Raw genomic sequence first — 15,364 nt, 5'->3', positions numbered from 1 at the left:
AAAGTGATTGGCGACACGTTTCCCGGTTACCGGGAGGCGGGTCGTTTCTCGATGAGGAGGCACCCGAGGTGGACGAAACCCTGGCCCGTGCGGGCATTTTCCAGGGGGTGGAGCCCGCGGCCGCTGAGGCACTGGCCCAGACCCTGGAATCCGTGGAGTTCCCTCGTGGCCACGTCATCTTCAACGAGGGCGAACCCGGCGACAAGCTGTACATCATCCAGTCCGGCAAGGTGAAGATCGGCCGCAAGTCGCCCGACGGCCGCGAGAACCTGCTCGGGATCTTCGGCCCCTCGGACATGTTCGGCGAACTGTCCATTTTCGACCCCGGCCCGCGGACGTCCAGCGCGACGACGGTGACCGAGGTGCGCGCGGTGACGATGGACCGCCCGGCACTGCGCCAGTGGATCTCGACCCGGCCGGAGATCGCCGAACAGCTGCTGCGCGTGGTCGCGCGCCGGCTGCGCCGGACCAACAACATGGTCGCCGAGCTGATCTTCACCGACGTCCCCGGCCGCGTGGCGCGGGCGCTGCTGCAGCTGGCGCAGCGCTTCGGCAGCCAGGAGGCAGGCCTGCTGCGGGTCACGCACGACCTGACGCAGGAGGAGATCGCCCAGTACGTCGGCGCCTCGCGCGAGACCGTCAACAAGGCGCTCGCCGACTTCGCGCACCGCGGCTGGCTGCGACTGGAAGGCAAGAGCGTCCTGATCCTGGACCCGGAGCGCCTCGCCCGCCGCGCCCGCTAGATACGAAGTTCGTGGGAGAGCCCTGTTTGCGGAAAGCGCAAACGGGGCTCTCTTCGTAGTGTCTCCTGGGGGTCGAACCCCCAGACCCCCGCCAAGGGGCTCCGCCCCCTGGACCCCCGCGCTGTGGTCACCTTGTTCGTGTACAGCGTCGGCTACTGCGTTCAGCCCATGTTGGTCGGCTGTTCACCACGTCAGGGCTACCCCGCAGGGGTGAAGACCAGGAGACTGGCTGCGCCACGCGACCCGACGAGCGTGGCCGCACCAAAACAAAGAGCCGGGCGCCACCCCCGACGTGGCGCACCGGCTCTTTGCTTGCGCGGACCATCCCCCGACGATTCGCGCTCCCCGCCCTCCGGATCAGGCCCCGACCCATATGCCGGAGGGAGCTGGGTGATTGTGTTGAGTTGTACAACCATCGCTGGCCCATACCCACGAATTCAAGGCCATTCACTCTCAAGGACGCTGACTCCCCGGTTTCGTTGCGCGAGTTCACGGAGAATCCACATAGCGTTACCGGATCGAGACCTGATCGAGGTGCCCGAGAGTTCCTGCGTCAAGCTTGACAGTGACGAAGGTGACCGTCAAACAACTGGTACTGGCGTACCAGTCCACTGCATACTGGTACATGTGTCCCAGTCTGTGTCCGCTCGCCAAGAACACACCTCCTCCCTCGCCGACTACCGCACCGCGCTGACCACGCCCGGCTCCCGCGCCGCCGCCGCGGCGTCCGTGCTCGCGCGCCTGCCGATCGCGATGATCGGCATCTCCGCCATGCTCTACGTCCAGCGGGAGACCGGTTCGTTCGCCGCGGCGGGAGTCGTGTCGGCCAGCCTGCTCGCGGGCGTCTCGCTGGGCGCGGTGGGCCAGGGCAGGCTCATCGACCGCTTCGGCCCGACCCGGCCGTTGCTGCTGACGACGCTGCTCTTCGCGCTGGCCACGACCGGACTGGTCTTCGCCATCGAGGCACACGCGCCGACGGCGGCCCTGATCACGCTGGCCGCCGCGAGCGGCCTCACTCAGCCGACCGTGGGCTCGGCGTCCCGGGCGCTGTGGACCCGGCTACTGCCGCCCGGCGGTGCCCGCAACGCCGCGTTCTCCTACGAAGCGATCAGCATGGAGGTCTTCTTCATCCTCGGTCCCGGTTTCGCCGGGCTGCTGATCGCCGCGCCGTGGGCGGGCACGGGCATCGTGACCGGGACGATCGCCATGATCATCGGTGCGACGACGTTCGCGCTGACCCCGGCCGTGCGGGCCTGGGGCCCGTCGGGCAATCCGGCCGGACGGCTGCTCGGCGCGCTGGAGAGCCCGGGGATGCGCACGCTCGCGCTGGCCGCGCTGGGCTTCGGCGCGGTGATCGGCTTCGTCGAGGTCGCGGTGCCCGCGGCGGCGACCGAGGCCGGACACGCTTCGATCGGCGGCGTGCTGCTGTCGGCCTGGTCGCTGAGCTCGGTCGCCTTCGGTGTCGTCTACAGCCTGCGGCCGTGGCCGAGGAAGCTGGGGCTGCGACTGCCGGTGCTGCTCGGCGGCTTCGGCGCGCTGGTCGCGTTGCTGGCGCTGCCGTCGTCGCTGTGGGGACTGGCCGTGACGATGCTGCTGGCCGGCGCCATGATCACGCCGCAGTCGACCACCCACTCCGCGACGATCGAACTCGTCGCGCCTGAGGGCACCGCGGCCGAGGCGTTCGGCTGGGTGCTCACCTCGGTGACGCTGGGGCTCGCGGCGGGCCAGTCGATCAGCGGTTCACTGGTCGAACACGTCGGCACCTGGGCGGCGTTCGTGGCGGCGGCATGCGTCGGCGTCGCGATCGGGGCGGTCCTGTGGCTGCTGCGCGGCACGGTCCGCCCGCCCCGCGCCCGCTCGGCGAAGCTCGCGACGGCTGAACTTGTCGGTGCTGCCCGCTAGCCCTCACCGCACCCTCCCGCGCTGAAACGAGAGCAAAGGTCCCTTGCTCACTCTCCCGCGAGTCCAGCAGTACCCATAAGGCCACCTTATGGGCGTCTGACGCCCATAAGGTGGCCTTAACAGCAAACGTGCGTGCCCGAACCTCAGGCGGCCTCGGCGGCGCGGACCGCGGCTTCGATCTCGGCGAAGCTCGGATTGACCAACGCGGTCGAGCCGATGATCACCGTGGGCACGACCTCGTTCCCGTCCGCCACCGCGCGGACCCTGGCGGCCGCGTCCGGATCCTCCCAGATGTTGAACTCGCGGATGTTCAGGTCGCTGGCCCGCAGCGGACGCTCCAGCGCCATGCAGAAGGGGCAGCCCGGCCGCCAGTAGTACTCGACCTCGACGTCACTCACTCGCCAACCTCCGTAGGCTCCGAACGCAGATAGTCCAGCTGCGCCTGCACGCTCAGCTCCGCGGGCGCCCACAACGCGCGGTCGACGTCGGCGTAGACGACTTCGACCACCTGGCGCGGCGTCGCGTCCGCACCGAGCACCCGCAGGGCGGAACGCACCTGCTCCAGCCGCTGTTCCCGATGCGCAAGGTACGCACGCGCGGTCGAGGCCAGATCGGGGAGCTCGGGGCCGTGCCCCGGCAGGCCCAGCGTGGCCGGGGGCAGCTCGACCAGTTTGCGCAGCGAGCGCAGGTAGTCGCCGAGGTCGTGCAGCACGGTCGTGCCGCGGCCGAGGATCGTGTCCCCGGTCAGGATCTGGCCGTCCATGCGCAGCGACACCGAGTCGTCGGTGTGACCCGGCGTGTGCACGACGCCGATCTCCAGCCCGGCCGCCGCGACGGTCTCACCGTCCACAAGGGACTCTCCACCGAGGCACAGCGACGGGTCGAAGGCCCGCACCGGAGCGCCGACCCGCTCGGCGAACCACGGCGCGCCCTCGGCGTGGTCGGGATGGTGGTGGGTGAGCAGCACCAGTTCGACCGCCCCGGCGTCCGCGAGCAGTTCGAGATGTTCGAGATCCCGGTAGCCGGGGTCGACCACGACCGCGGCCTTCGCGCCCGGCGCGCGCAGTACCCAGCTGTTGGTGCCTTCCAGCGTCATCGACGAGGGGTTGTTCTCCAGCAGCACCGACGCCGACTCGGAAACCTGGCGCAGCACGCCGTACGCGGGGGCACTCACACTTCCTCCAACACGACACGGACCTTGTCGCCCTCGCGGACCAAGGTCGGGGCGATCCGGGTGATGGTGCGCTCGGCCGCAAGCGCTTCCTCGGCGGTGTCGAACGTGGTCAGCTCGTTGAGCGTCACCCAGGTCGGCGGCATCAGCGTGCGCTTGCCCGCCCTGGCGTCTTCGAGAGCTTCGCCGGGACGCTGCCAGCCCGAGCTCGACGCCTCCGACGTCGCCCCGTCCGCTTCCTGCCCCTCGGGCAGCTTCGCGATGAAGAACCGGGTGTCGTAGCGACGCGGCTCAGCGGCGGGCGTGACCCAGTGCGCCCACGGCCGGACCAGATCGGCCCGCAGCGTCAGCCCCGCACCGGACAGGAATTCCGCGAGCGAAACCTTGCGCGCCAGCAGATCCTGCCGGGCTTCGGCGAACGGTGTGACGTCGGTCACCGGGGCGTCGGCGGTCCCAGCCAATAGGACGCCGCACTCCTCGAACGTCTCTCGCACCGCCGCGCACACCAGCGCGCAGGCGCCGTCCTCGGTGGCGCCGAACAACTCGCCCCACCAGGCCGCGTCCGGACCGGCCCAGCGCACGGACGCGTCGGCGTCGCGGGGATCGACCCCACCGCCGGGGAACACGGTCATGCCCGCGGCGAAGGCCATGCCCCGGACCCGGTGCTGGAGAAAGACCTCGAGGCCGGCGTCCCCGTCACGCAGAAGGATCACCGTGGCGGAGTCCTTCGGCGTGACGGGCGGACCGTCCGCGTTGGCCCGGGTACCGACCCCGGCGCCGACCGGGATGTCGAAGATCAGCTCGTCAGGAGAATCAGGCACCCCGGCAACATACCTTTGGATTTCGCTGGTGGATCAAGCGTTCCAGCGATCTCCGCCACTCCGCGAGGCGCCGTTGAGCCGGATCTTCGCCGCTTCGGCGCGCTCCCGCTCGGCCAGCTCGGCGTGCAGCTCACGCAGCAACGCCCGGTCACGTTCGCTCAGGCTCGGATCGTCGAGATCCAGCGCGGGCAGCTCGACGACCTCGTGCATGCTCGGCTTGCCCGCGGCGATCTCGCGGCCCTTCTCCGGGTCCTCGGCCAGCGCCCGGCGCAGCTGCGCCACCTCCGCCGAAGTCAGGTCCGAGGTGCGCTCGGCCCGCGTCTCCGACCGCGACTTGCGTGCCGGCTGCTCAGCGGGTGCGGGTGCGGCAGGCGGAGCCGTCGGCTGCGGCGGTGACGCCTGGACGATCGGCACCACCGGGGCCGACGCCGACGTCGGTTCCGGCGCCGGAGTGCGGATGCCGTGCCTGCTCGGGGTCTCCGCCACCGGCTCGGGAGCCGGCACCGGGGCGGGCGGCGGCGTCGGCGCGACCGGCTCAGGCCGGTAGCTCGGCGCCTGCGTGCTGCCCGCCACCCAGACCGGGGTGGCCGCGGCACCCGCGGACTGGTGATACGCCGAGCGCGCGACGCCGGGGCCGCTGACCTCGACGACCGAACGCAGACCCGCGCGGCGCAGCGCGGAGTCGACGCGGAACGCCACCGCGGGCGGGTTGCCCTCGGGGCCCAGCTCCACGAGCACCACCCGCTGCGGCAACGCGCCCGGCACACTGCCCGCCGGGGTGATGCGCCACACCGCGTGCACGGAACGGACGTCCGGGAGCACCTGCAGGGTCCGGTCGAGCGCCTCGGCGAGCCCGAACTCCGGCTGGTTCTCCCCGCTGAACCGGTGGCTGTGCACCTGTTCGGCTTCGTCGACGAGCAGGTCGTTCGCGAGTGTCGCGTCCGAACGGCTCATCTCCAGCACGAGCGCCAGCTCGCGCTGTTCGGCCGAACTCACCGTGATCTTCCCGGCGATCAGGGTGCCGGTGGTGAGCTCGACGGCTTCGTCGATGTGGGCATGGGCGATCAGTTCACGCGCTTCGGTCAGCGCGCTGTCGTCGATCCGGCCGGCCAGTGCCAGCAGCAGATTGTGCAGACGCAGCGGTACCGAAAACCCGTCCATCGGCGGGGCGTCGTGGACCTCCACCATGTGCTTGCTCCCTCCCAGCTCGCTGGCGGAGCGAGCGCTATGCGGCTACCAGACGATTCCCGGTGCCCACGGCACCGAGACACACCAGCTCGGAACTCGCGAGCGCTGCCCGGTGGTATCCGGGCAGGTCGAAGCGCGGCGGGATGACCTCGACGCTGGGCTCTTCGTCGCCCAGCACCCGCAGCACCCGCTGCAGCTCGCCGGTCAGCCTCGGCAGGCCGGACAACGCCGTGACCAGCAGCACGCGCTTGGTCCCGGTCTCGCCGACCACGTCGAGGTGACGCCAGCTCTGTCGCACTTCACCCACGTCCGGGCGACCACGCAACGTTGCGTGCATCAAAACGGACACGGAATCGACAGAGTTCACCCATTCGGGCGCACTCTGCGTGAATGTGTACCGGGTCTCGGTGACGTCGTCTACCCCCAGTGTGGAACTCACCTGGTGCCAGTCGGCGCCGTGCGGAATGAGGCCCGCGACGAGCAGGCGGTACTCGGTTTGATCAAGGTCAATCCTGTGCTTTAGCAAAGACCTCGGGAGTGTCCTGGCGAGCGTGCCCATCGCACCCTCGCCCAGCCAGTCCCGGAACCGCCAGAGCAGCTGGTCGGGCAGCCGCCCGGCCAGCCGGAGCAGCAGTTCGTGGGTGGCCTGTTCGATGTCGGGGTCCATCACCGCACCTCCACGATCAGTTCGATCTCGACCGGCGAGCCGATCGGCAGCTCCGCGACGCCGACGGCCGAGCGCGCGTGGATACCCGCCTCGCCGAACACCTCGCCCAGCAGCTCGGACGCGCCGTTGATCACCGCGGGCTGGCCGGTGAAGCCCTCCGCGGAAGCGACGAAGCCGACGACCTTGACGACCCGGACGATCTCGTCGACGCCGACGAGCGCGTGCACCGCGGCGAGCGCGTTGAGCACGGACGTGCGGGCGTGTTGTTTCGCCTCTTCGGGGCTGACCTCCGCGCCGACCTTGCCCGTCGCGGCGAGGACGCCGTCGACGAAGGGCAGCTGGCCGGAGGTGTAGACGTGCGAACCGCTGCGCACGGCGGGCACGTAGGCCGCCAGCGGCGCGGCCACACCGGGCAGTTCGATACCGAGCTCGGCTAGCCGATCGCTCCAGGTCATCGAGGGTTTCCCCTTAGCTCTTGGCTCGTTTGAGATACGCGACGTGCTGCTCGCCCGTCGGGTTCGGCAGCACGGTGACCAGCTCCCAGCCGTCCTCGCCCCACTGGTCGAGGATCTGCTTCGTCGCGTGGATCAGGAGCGGGACGGTCGCGTACTCCCATTTGGTGGCGCTCATAGCCGGGGAGCGTAGCCAAGCGGGCAAGCCCCGCGGGGGCGTGTCCGGAAAACCGCCGTGCGTGACCGGCTCGCGACTCGCCGAAACCGGCGCACTTGTGGTTCACTTCACACCTACTCACGAGTAGATAGGACGTGACCATGCGGACAACGAAGTCCCTCGCCGCCGCCATCCTGGCCGCGGTCCTCGCGCTGATCTTCGCCCCCGCCGCCAGTGCGTCGAGCGACCTTCCCGTGCCGTGGACCGCCGCCGACGCCGTCGCGGCCCAGCTGCGCAACCCGGACGGTTCACCGCCCGGCGCCAACGACTTCTCGTGCAAGCCGAGCGCGGCGCACCCGCGCCCGGTCGTCATGCTGCACGGGCTCAGTGCCAACCAGACCGTCAACTGGAACACCTACAGCCCGCTGCTGAAGAACAACGGGTACTGCGTGTTTTCCCTCACCTACGGCAAAAACGGCCTCGGACTGCCGATCTACCAGCCGGGCGGGCTCAACCCGATGGAGGAATCCGCGCGGCAGATCTCGGCGTTCACCGACAAGGTGCTCGCCGCCACCGGGGCGTCCAAGGTGGACATCCTCGGTCATTCCGAGGGCACGCTGATGCCTTCCTACTACGTGAAGTTCCTCGGCGGCTCGTCCAAAGTGGACAAGTACGTGAGCCTGACCCCGCTGTGGGAGGGCACCACGCTGTACGGCCTTTCCCAGCTCTACCAGGCGGGACAGCTGATCGGGCTGAGCCAGCTCATCAACGGCGTGCTGAGCCCGGCGTGCGGATCGTGCACGCAGTTCCTGTCCGGTTCGGACTTCCTGAAGAAGCTGCACAGCGGCAACGGGGTCTTCCAGCCCGGCGTGAGCTACACGAACATCCTCACGCGCTACGACGAGCTCGTCATTCCCTATACGAGCGGCCTCGGCTCCGGTCCGAACGTGCGCAACATCGTCCTGCAGGACACCTGCGCGCTCGACACCGCCGAGCATCTCGGGCTGGCCTTCGACCGCAACGCCGCGGGCCACATCCTCAACGCCCTCGACCCGGCGCACGCCCAGCCCGTGCCCTGCCACCCCGCGTCCATCTTCGGCAGCTGACGTGCCGTGAAGGCCTCCTTCACAGCGCTCAACGCCGTGAAGGGGGCCTTCCCGGACCGCTAACGTTGACCCCGTGGAGACCTGGCGGATCGTCGCGACGGTGCTGCTGGCCGCGGCCGGGCTGCCGCTCGTGCTGGCCGTGATGGCGAAGACCAGGGACCGGACGAACAGTTCCGGCCAGGTCGCGCTGTCGGGCGTCGTCACACTGACCGTGCTCGCGGTGCTGGCTGTGCTGATGCTCACGGTGCTGCCCGGGGTGGCGACCTGGGTAATCGTCGCCGTCGTGGCGGCAGCGGTCAGCGTCATGATGCTCGCGAGTTAACGCCTGTTTTAGGGTGATCCGGTGACAACTCCCACCACCGGCTGGTCCGACGAGCTTGCCCGAGCCCGGCTGCACTTCGTCACCGGCAAGGGCGGGACGGGCAAGACCACGCTCGCCGCCGCGCTGGGTCTCGCGCTGGCCCGCGAAGGCAGGCGTGTCCTGCTCATCGAGGTCGAAGGCCGCCAGGGCATCGCGCAGCTCTTCGACACCGAACCGCTGCCGTACGCCGAGCAGCGCATCGCCGCGGTCCCCGGCGGGGGCGAGCTGCGCGCGCTGCACATCGACGTCGAAGCGGCGCTGCTCGAGTACTTCGAGATGTTCTACAACCTGGGCTTCGCCGGCCGGACGCTGCGCCGGATGGGCGCGATCGAGTTCGCCACGACGCTCGCGCCGGGTCTCCGGGACGTCCTGCTCACCGGGAAGATCAAGGAGTGCGTCGGCCGCACCGAGTCCGACGGCCGCCACACCTACGACGCCGTCGTCGTCGACTCGCCGCCGACCGGCCGCGTGGTCAAATTCCTCGACGTCACCAAGGCATTGACCGATCTCGCCAAGACCGGCCCGATCCGCGGCCAGGCCGACGGCGTCGTCCGGCTGCTGCACTCCGGGGAGACCGCGGTGCACCTGGTCACCCTGCTGGAGGAGATGCCGGTCCGCGAGACCGTCGAGGCCGTCGCCGAACTCGACGGCGCCGACCTGCGTCCCGGCGCCGCGCTGGTGAACCGGGTCCGGCCGCCGCGGCTGCCCACGCGCTCGGTGACCGCCGCGGCCGACGGGCGGGTCGACGCCTCCCGCGTCCGCAGTGGACTCGCGTCGGCCGGGCTCAAGCTGCCCGACGAGACGCTGGACGCGCTGGTCGAGGAAACCGTGGAGCACGCCGTCCGGGTGGCCGCCGAACAACGCGCGCGCGAGCAGCTCGCCGAGGCCGACCTGCCGACGCTGGAGCTGCCGGAGATCAACGAGGGCATCGACGTCGCGGCGCTGTACGACCTGGCCGAGGCGCTGTATGACCAGGGAGTGCGCTGATATGACCGCGATCGACATCGACGCCCTGCTCGACGACCCGCAGAGCCGCGTGATCGTCTGCTGCGGCTCGGGTGGCGTCGGCAAGACGACCACCGCGGCCGCGCTCGCCCTGCGCGCGGCCGAACGCGGCCGCCAGACCGTGGTGCTCACGATCGACCCCGCGCGACGGCTCGCGCAGGCGCTCGGCCTGCGGGAACTCGGCAACCACCCGCGTCAGGTACAGGTCGCGGGGTTCGAGCCGAAGGGCGAGCTGTGGGCGATGATGCTCGACATGCGCCGCACCTTCGACGACATGGTGCGCAAGCACGCCGGCCCGGAACGCGCCGAGCAGCTGCTGCAGAACCCCTTCTACCAGACCATTTCCACGTCGTTCTCCGGCACGCAGGAGTACATGGCGATGGAGAAGCTCGGCCAGCTCGCGGCTACCGACGAATGGGACCTGATCATCGTCGACACCCCGCCGAGCCGGTCCGCGCTGGACTTCCTCGACGCGCCGACACGCCTTTCGAGCGCGCTCGACGGGCGGATGATCCGCCTGCTCACCGGGCCGGCGAAGGCGGGCGGCTGGGGCCTGCGCAAGGTGGTCAACGCCGGGTTCTCGATGTTCGCCAAGGCGGTGTCGACGATCATCGGCGGCCAGCTGCTCACCGACGCGTCGGCGTTCATGCAGGCCTTCGACACCATGTTCGGCGGCTTCCGCGAGCGTGCCCGCAAGACGGCTGAGCTGCTGCGCTCGGCCGGGACTTCGTTCCTGGTGGTGGCCGCGCCCGAGCCGGACGCGCTGCGTGAGGCGTCCTACTTCGTGGAGCGGCTGTCCGAGGAGTCGATGCCCTTGGCCGGACTGGTCGCGAACCGGACGCATCCGGTGCTCGCGCCGTTGTCCGGCACGGAGGCACTGGCCGCGGCGGAGTCGCTGCAGGAGGGCAACACGAGCGCGCCACTGGCGGAGGCCGTGCTGCGGCTGCACGCGGACCGCGTCGCGCTCGCCGACCGGGAGACCCGGCTGCTCGCGCGCTTCACCAAGGCGCATCCGGAGGTGCCGCTGGTGCGGGTGCCCGCGCTCGCCGGCGACGTCCACGACATCGAAGGCCTGCGGGACATCGGCGCCAAGCTGGCGGGCTGAAAACCGGGGTGCAGCTGTAACGCCACGCCTGGCGCGCGCCGATGTCCCCGGTGACGCGTCGGCGGCACGCCCCGGGTGGTGTGCCCGTCCGATCGCGCGCGCGAGCATGCCCTGGGCGACGCGCACGAGACGTCGAACGTCCCGGACGCGCCGTCCAGAGCTCGAAGAACGCGGCGCTACCGTGCCGTCAGCTCACGCCGACCCTGACCTCGGCCTCGCGCTTGGCCGCCTCCAGCAGGTCCGCCCAGCTGGCGACGTCCGGGCGGCGGCGCAACAGGGCACGCCGTTCCCGCTCGGTCATCCCGCCCCAGACCCCGAAGTTGATGCGGCCGTCGAGCGCCTCGGCGAGGCACTCGGTCCGGACCGGGCAGCCCATGCACACGGCCTTGGCCCGGTTCTGCTCGGCTCCCCGGACGAACAGGCCATCCGGATCGGCGTCCCGGCAGGACGCGTTGATTCGCCAGCTCTGCTGGCTGGTGCTGTCCATTTGACCCCCAGCTCCTCCCCTGGTGATCGACACACCGCGGTGGACGAAGCCCCTCGCTCCACCCCACGAGCGTGTCTCCCTCTGCTCACGTCGACTTCCGGCACCTCCCCGGCGCCGGGCCTCCGTTCGGCCGAGCGACCTCTTCCTCGCGCTCGGCCATCCGTCGGCATTCTTCGTAAGACGTTGACGGACTGTAGGGGCCCTCGGTTCCCCCCGCCAAGCCCTAGCTTGCCTCCCGCTACCAGATGTCACCTCACGGGGTCTGTTTTGTCACCGAGATCACACCTTGGCGGGTGTGAGGTCACAGCCCCACCACAAGCTCCGCGTACCCTGGCCCCGTGCGCAAAACGGATGGTCTTTTCAAGCTCCTCGGCCTCTGTCTGCTCGCGGGGGTGCTCGTCGCCGGGATCTTGTTCCCGGTCGTCGGTGCTGCCGGCGTCGTGTCGAACCAAGCCAGCGAAACAGTCGACAAGACCTCATCCGACCTCGCCGACATCCCGCCGCCGCTGGTCACGACGGTCACCGACTCGGCAGGCGCGCCGATCGCGTCGCTCTACAGCCAGTACCGGATCCCGGTCAAGACGGACCAGATCAACGACGCGATGAAGTGGGCGCTGATCTCGGTCGAGGACAAGCGCTTCTACGAGCATCACGGCGTCGACTGGAAGGGCACCCTGCGCGCCGCGGTGAGCAACGGCGCGGGCGGGGACACCCAGGGCGCCTCGACGCTGACCCAGCAGTACGTGAAGAACTACCTGATCAACGTGGTCAACCGGACCGACAAGATCGGGCAGGAGAAGGCGCAGGAGCAGTCCGTCGCGCGCAAGCTCAAGGAAGCCAGGATCGCGATCCAGCTGGAGACGAAGCTCTCCAAGGAGCAGGTCGTCGCGGGCTACCTGAACATCGTCGAGTTCTCCCGGCAGATCTACGGCGTAGGTGCCGCCGCGCAGGCGTACTTCGGTGTCCCGCCGGAGAAGCTGAGCGTGCCACAGGCCGCGCTGCTGGCGGGCATGGTGAACAACCCCATCGCGAACGACCCGTGGAACCACCCCGCCGCCGCCACCTCGCGCCGCAACCTCGTGCTCGACCGCATGGTGGAGAACCAGAAGCTCGCCAAGGCCGACGCCGACCGCTTCAAGGCCGAACCACTCGGCGTCAGCGGCGACGGGCCGCAGAAGCCCGCCGCCAACTGCATCGGCGCCGGGCCCGAGAACGGGTTCTTCTGCCAGTACGTCGAGGATTACCTGCGCCAGCAGACCGGGATGTCCAAGGACGAGCTGTACACCGGCGGCTACACCATCAAGTCCACGCTGGACAAAAGGGCCAACCACGAGGCCAAGTCCTCCGCGGAGGCCCAGGTCAAGAAGACCCAGAACAACGTCGCGAACACCTTGGCACTGGTGAAACCGGGTAAGAACCGCCACGAAGTCGTCGCGCTGGCGTCGAACCGTGACTACGGAACCGACCAGGCACAGGGCCAGACCACCTACGGCCTGCCCTACGACGTCGCCAACGTGACCGGTGCGGGATCGACATACAAGATCTTCACCGCGGCCGCCGCGATGGAACAAGGAAAGGTCGGGATCAACGACACGATCCAGACCCCGCAGAGTTACGCGTCCAAGGTCTTCATCGGCGGCGCGGCGAACTGCCCCAAGGTCGCCATCGGCACCACGGCGTATTGCCTGCAGAACTACGGCGAAAGCAATTACGGGCCGCAGATGTCGCTGCAACAGGCACTCGCCACCTCGCCGAACACCGGGTTCGTCATCCTCGAGGAAAAAACGGGGATGAAAGCCGTCACCGAGATGGCGAGCAGGCTCGGCATGCGCAACACGATGGCCTCCAACGCGGCCAATGGCGGCACGGTCGATCCCAAGTCCGAGAAGCCCGAGGAGAACCAGAACCAGCTGTCCTTCTACGGCCCCAAACCGAACTACGCCGGCGTCGGTTCGTTCACCCTCGGCGTCGGCCCGACCAGCAACCTCGAACTCGCCAACGTCGCCGCGACGATCATGAGCGGCGGGACCTGGTGCCCGCCGACGCCGATCGCGCAGGTCCTCGACCGCAACGGGAACCCGAAGCCCATCAAGGAACCCGCCTGCGAACAGGCCGTTCCGGAAGGCCTCGCGAACACCCTCGCCGTCGGGATGAGCAAGGACGACCAGCCGGGCGGCACCTCGGCCAAGGCCGCCTCCGCCGTGGGCTGGAACCGGCCGATGATCGGCAAGACCGGAACCACCGACACCAGTGCTTCCGCCGCGTTCGTCGGCGCCACCCCGCAGCTCGCGGGCGCGGCGATGGTGTTCAAGCACCCGGGCTCGCCCTACGGCGGCCTGCGGGACAACGGCCCCGGCAACGTCGTCGCGGTCGGGGATCCCAAGGCGGGCAACATGTTCGGTGGCGGCACCCCGGCACGGACCTGGTTCGGCGCGATGGTGAACATCCTCAAGGACCAGCCGGCCGAGCCCCTGCCACAACCCGATCCGAAATACCTGCGCGGCAACGACTGAGCACGCAGCGGGGGGCCGCCCCCCCCCCCCCCCCCCCCCCCCAAAAAAAAAAAAAAAAAAAAAAACCCGCCCGACCCCAAACCACAACCCCAAGCGTCCCCGCACCGGGGGGCCCCCCCCCCCCCCCCCCGCCCCCCCCCAAAACCCCTACCCCAAACACCGGCGCGCCACCGACTCACCACGCCGGGGCCCGGCCCACCACGGCCGGGCCCGCTTCGTCTTCACGAAAAAACAACCAATCCGGTTCCGACCCGTAATCCACACCACGATTCGGCCATTCGGCGGAGTCCCGCCCCGCCGCGACCGGAAAAGATCAGCGGACCGCGAGCACCGCGGCGAACACCCGGAAAAACGTTTCGGCGAGAAACTCGAACGCCACGAAAACGGCTACCCGACGTAACCGGACCACCGGTGGAGATCAATCGACGAATTTCCCGGAACCGGCCAACACCAACCACCCATGAGCACGTATCCTGGACATTGTGAGCACGCTCAGTAACGCACGTACTTCTTCCGGGGCGACGATCGGCCGCCTCGCTTTGGGGACCCTCGCGCTCGGCACCGCGACCCTCGGTTACGCCATCGGCATCGAACGCCGCCACTGGACGCTGCGCACCGCCGAACTGCCCGTCCTCGCCCCCGGCGCCCGGCCGTTCACCATCCTCCACATCTCCGACCTGCACATGCTCCCCGGGCAGCACAGCAAACAACGCTGGGTCGCCGCGCTGAACGAACTCGACCCCGACCTCGTGGTCAACACCGGGGACAACCTCTCGCACCGCACCGCCGTGCCCTCGGTCCTGCGTGCCCTCGGGCCCCTGCTCGACCGGCCGGGCCTCTTCGTCTTCGGCAGCAACGACTACTACGCGCCCAAGCCCAAGAACCCCGCGCGCTACCTCATGCCCAAGGGCAAGAAGAAGCGCATCCACGGCGTCCACCTGCCCTGGCGCGACCTCCGCGCCGCCTTCGTCGAACACGGCTGGGTCGACCTCACCCACGTCCGCCGCACCGTCGACGTCGCAGGCCAGACCGTCTTCGCCGCCGGCGTCGACGACCCCCACCTCCGCCGCGACCGCTACACCGACATCTCCGGCCCCGCCGACCAGCGCGCCGCCGTCCGCCTCGGCGTCACGCACTCACCCGAACCCCGCGTCCTCGACACCTTCGCCACCGACGGTTACGACCTCGTCCTCGCCGGCCACACCCACGGCGGCCAGCTCCGCATCCCCGGATACGGCGCACTGGTCACCAACTGTGAACTCGACCGCACCCGCGCCCGCGGCGCCTCCCGCTGGGGCGCCCGGATGTGGCTGCACGTCTCCGCCGGACTCGGCACGTCACCGTACGCACCCGCCCGCTTCGCCTGCCCGCCCGAAGCCAGCCTGTTGACGCTGGTCCCGCGCGGATCCGAGCCCCAGAAGCCCCGGAAGCAAGCCCCGCGCAAAGCCCGGAACAGCGTCCGCTAGACTTCTTGTCGACCCACTGAGCAGTACAGCGGTAATCGGGGTGTGGCGCAGCTTGGTAGCGTGCCTCGTTCGGGTCGAGGAGGTCGTGGGTTCAAATCCCGCCACCCCGACGAGTAAGTCTGTAGGGCCCCGGGGGGGGGGGGGGGGGGGCCGCCGCGGGGGTGGCGGGTGTTGTGGGGGGGGGGGGACCCCCCACCCCCGAGGGGTATAAAGATATGGC

At 69.7% G+C, this 15,364-nt stretch carries 16 protein-coding genes and 1 tRNA gene; 9 read left to right on the top strand and 8 right to left on the bottom strand.

Annotation, left to right across the window (positions count from 1 at the left end):
* Positions 1-68: 68 nt before the first annotated feature.
* Positions 69-743 (top strand): Crp/Fnr family transcriptional regulator, encoded by a 675-nt coding sequence (locus ACFWX1_RS12410; protein WP_003081747.1) that lies wholly within the window; start codon positions 69-71, stop codon positions 741-743.
* Between the two features lie 627 nt (positions 744-1,370).
* Positions 1,371-2,645 carry an MFS transporter gene (locus ACFWX1_RS12405; RefSeq protein ID WP_378386603.1) on the top strand — a complete coding sequence of 425 codons (1,275 nt, stop codon included), beginning with the start codon at positions 1,371-1,373 and terminating at the stop codon, positions 2,643-2,645.
* Positions 2,646-2,788: 143 nt separating this feature from the next.
* On the opposite strand, the gene ACFWX1_RS12400 is transcribed toward ACFWX1_RS12405, so the two are convergent.
* Genes ACFWX1_RS12400 through ACFWX1_RS12370 form a run of 7 tightly spaced genes read right to left on the bottom strand, consistent with a single transcriptional unit; the run spans position 2,789 to position 7,122 of the window.
* The gene (locus ACFWX1_RS12400) at positions 2,789-3,043 is read right to left on the bottom strand and encodes a glutaredoxin family protein (RefSeq protein WP_378386601.1); all 255 of its coding nucleotides are present in this window, start codon (positions 3,041-3,043) and stop codon (positions 2,789-2,791) included.
* A complete protein-coding gene (locus tag ACFWX1_RS12395) occupies positions 3,040-3,819 on the bottom strand; it encodes an MBL fold metallo-hydrolase (protein WP_378386599.1) in 780 nt (259 codons plus the stop codon). Before ACFWX1_RS12395 ends, ACFWX1_RS12400 begins: the two co-directional genes overlap by 4 nt.
* Positions 3,816-4,637, bottom strand: coding sequence for an NUDIX hydrolase (locus ACFWX1_RS12390; protein WP_378386598.1), 822 nt, complete (start codon positions 4,635-4,637; stop codon positions 3,816-3,818). Before ACFWX1_RS12390 ends, ACFWX1_RS12395 begins: the two co-directional genes overlap by 4 nt.
* Before the next feature lie 33 nt (positions 4,638-4,670).
* Complete coding sequence (locus ACFWX1_RS12385; RefSeq protein ID WP_378386596.1) at positions 4,671-5,825, bottom strand: hypothetical protein; 1,155 nt, start codon at positions 5,823-5,825, stop codon at positions 4,671-4,673.
* A gap of 37 nt (positions 5,826-5,862) precedes the next feature.
* Positions 5,863-6,492, bottom strand: a complete 630-nt coding sequence (locus ACFWX1_RS12380) for a hypothetical protein (RefSeq protein ID WP_378327891.1) — start codon at positions 6,490-6,492, stop codon at positions 5,863-5,865.
* On the bottom strand, positions 6,492-6,947 hold the full coding sequence (locus ACFWX1_RS12375) for a RidA family protein (RefSeq protein ID WP_378386595.1): 456 nt from the start codon (positions 6,945-6,947) through the stop codon (positions 6,492-6,494). Before ACFWX1_RS12375 ends, ACFWX1_RS12380 begins: the two co-directional genes overlap by 1 nt.
* Before the next feature lie 13 nt (positions 6,948-6,960).
* A complete protein-coding gene (locus ACFWX1_RS12370; protein ID WP_276364949.1) occupies positions 6,961-7,122 on the bottom strand; it encodes a DUF4177 domain-containing protein in 162 nt (53 codons plus the stop codon).
* 140 nt (positions 7,123-7,262) lie between these two features.
* Between ACFWX1_RS12370 and ACFWX1_RS12365 the strand changes: the two genes are divergently transcribed.
* The 4 genes from ACFWX1_RS12365 (at position 7,263) to ACFWX1_RS12350 (ending at position 10,678) form a co-directional block, all read left to right on the top strand.
* Positions 7,263-8,207, top strand: coding sequence for an esterase/lipase family protein (locus tag ACFWX1_RS12365; protein ID WP_378386593.1), 945 nt, complete (start codon positions 7,263-7,265; stop codon positions 8,205-8,207).
* A 73-nt stretch (positions 8,208-8,280) separates the two neighbouring features.
* Complete coding sequence (locus ACFWX1_RS12360; RefSeq protein WP_378337991.1) at positions 8,281-8,529, top strand: hypothetical protein; 249 nt, start codon at positions 8,281-8,283, stop codon at positions 8,527-8,529.
* A gap of 21 nt (positions 8,530-8,550) precedes the next feature.
* Complete coding sequence (locus ACFWX1_RS12355; RefSeq protein ID WP_378386591.1) at positions 8,551-9,555, top strand: ArsA-related P-loop ATPase; 1,005 nt, start codon at positions 8,551-8,553, stop codon at positions 9,553-9,555.
* A gap of 1 nt (position 9,556) precedes the next feature.
* Positions 9,557-10,678, top strand: a complete 1,122-nt coding sequence (locus tag ACFWX1_RS12350) for an ArsA family ATPase (RefSeq protein ID WP_378386589.1) — start codon at positions 9,557-9,559, stop codon at positions 10,676-10,678.
* Between the two features lie 187 nt (positions 10,679-10,865).
* Here the strand turns inward: ACFWX1_RS12350 and ACFWX1_RS12345 are convergent, their stop codons facing one another.
* Positions 10,866-11,165, bottom strand: a complete 300-nt coding sequence (locus tag ACFWX1_RS12345; RefSeq protein ID WP_378327898.1) for a WhiB family transcriptional regulator — start codon at positions 11,163-11,165, stop codon at positions 10,866-10,868.
* 338 nt (positions 11,166-11,503) lie between these two features.
* Between ACFWX1_RS12345 and ACFWX1_RS12340 the strand changes: the two genes are divergently transcribed.
* The 3 genes from ACFWX1_RS12340 (at position 11,504) to ACFWX1_RS12330 (ending at position 15,254) form a co-directional block, all read left to right on the top strand.
* Complete coding sequence (locus tag ACFWX1_RS12340) at positions 11,504-13,678, top strand: transglycosylase domain-containing protein (protein WP_378386588.1); 2,175 nt, start codon at positions 11,504-11,506, stop codon at positions 13,676-13,678.
* Positions 13,679-14,202: 524 nt separating this feature from the next.
* A complete protein-coding gene (locus ACFWX1_RS12335; RefSeq protein ID WP_378386728.1) occupies positions 14,203-15,144 on the top strand; it encodes a metallophosphoesterase in 942 nt (313 codons plus the stop codon).
* 36 nt (positions 15,145-15,180) lie between these two features.
* A tRNA-Pro gene (locus ACFWX1_RS12330) sits at positions 15,181-15,254 on the top strand.
* Positions 15,255-15,364 lie beyond the last annotated feature (110 nt).

The organism is Amycolatopsis sp. NPDC059021 (genome assembly GCF_042739895.1).
In the GTDB taxonomy this organism is placed as follows: domain Bacteria; phylum Actinomycetota; class Actinomycetes; order Mycobacteriales; family Pseudonocardiaceae; genus Amycolatopsis.
This window is presented reverse-complemented; position numbering and strand designations above follow the sequence as displayed.

What these genes read in the sequence shown, in the direction of transcription:
- ACFWX1_RS12385 (WP_378386596.1), bottom strand. Translation starts at nt 5,825, where the DNA reads ATGGTGGAGGTCCACGACGCCCCGCCGATGGACGGGTTTTCGGTACCG.
- ACFWX1_RS12380 (WP_378327891.1), bottom strand. Translation starts at nt 6,492, where the DNA reads ATGGACCCCGACATCGAACAGGCCACCCACGAACTGCTGCTCCGGCTG.
- ACFWX1_RS12375 (WP_378386595.1), bottom strand. Translation starts at nt 6,947, where the DNA reads ATGACCTGGAGCGATCGGCTAGCCGAGCTCGGTATCGAACTGCCCGGT.
- ACFWX1_RS12370 (WP_276364949.1), bottom strand. Translation starts at nt 7,122, where the DNA reads ATGAGCGCCACCAAATGGGAGTACGCGACCGTCCCGCTCCTGATCCAC.
- ACFWX1_RS12365 (WP_378386593.1), top strand. Translation starts at nt 7,263, where the DNA reads ATGCGGACAACGAAGTCCCTCGCCGCCGCCATCCTGGCCGCGGTCCTC.
- ACFWX1_RS12350 (WP_378386589.1), top strand. Translation starts at nt 9,557, where the DNA reads ATGACCGCGATCGACATCGACGCCCTGCTCGACGACCCGCAGAGCCGC.
- ACFWX1_RS12345 (WP_378327898.1), bottom strand. Translation starts at nt 11,165, where the DNA reads ATGGACAGCACCAGCCAGCAGAGCTGGCGAATCAACGCGTCCTGCCGG.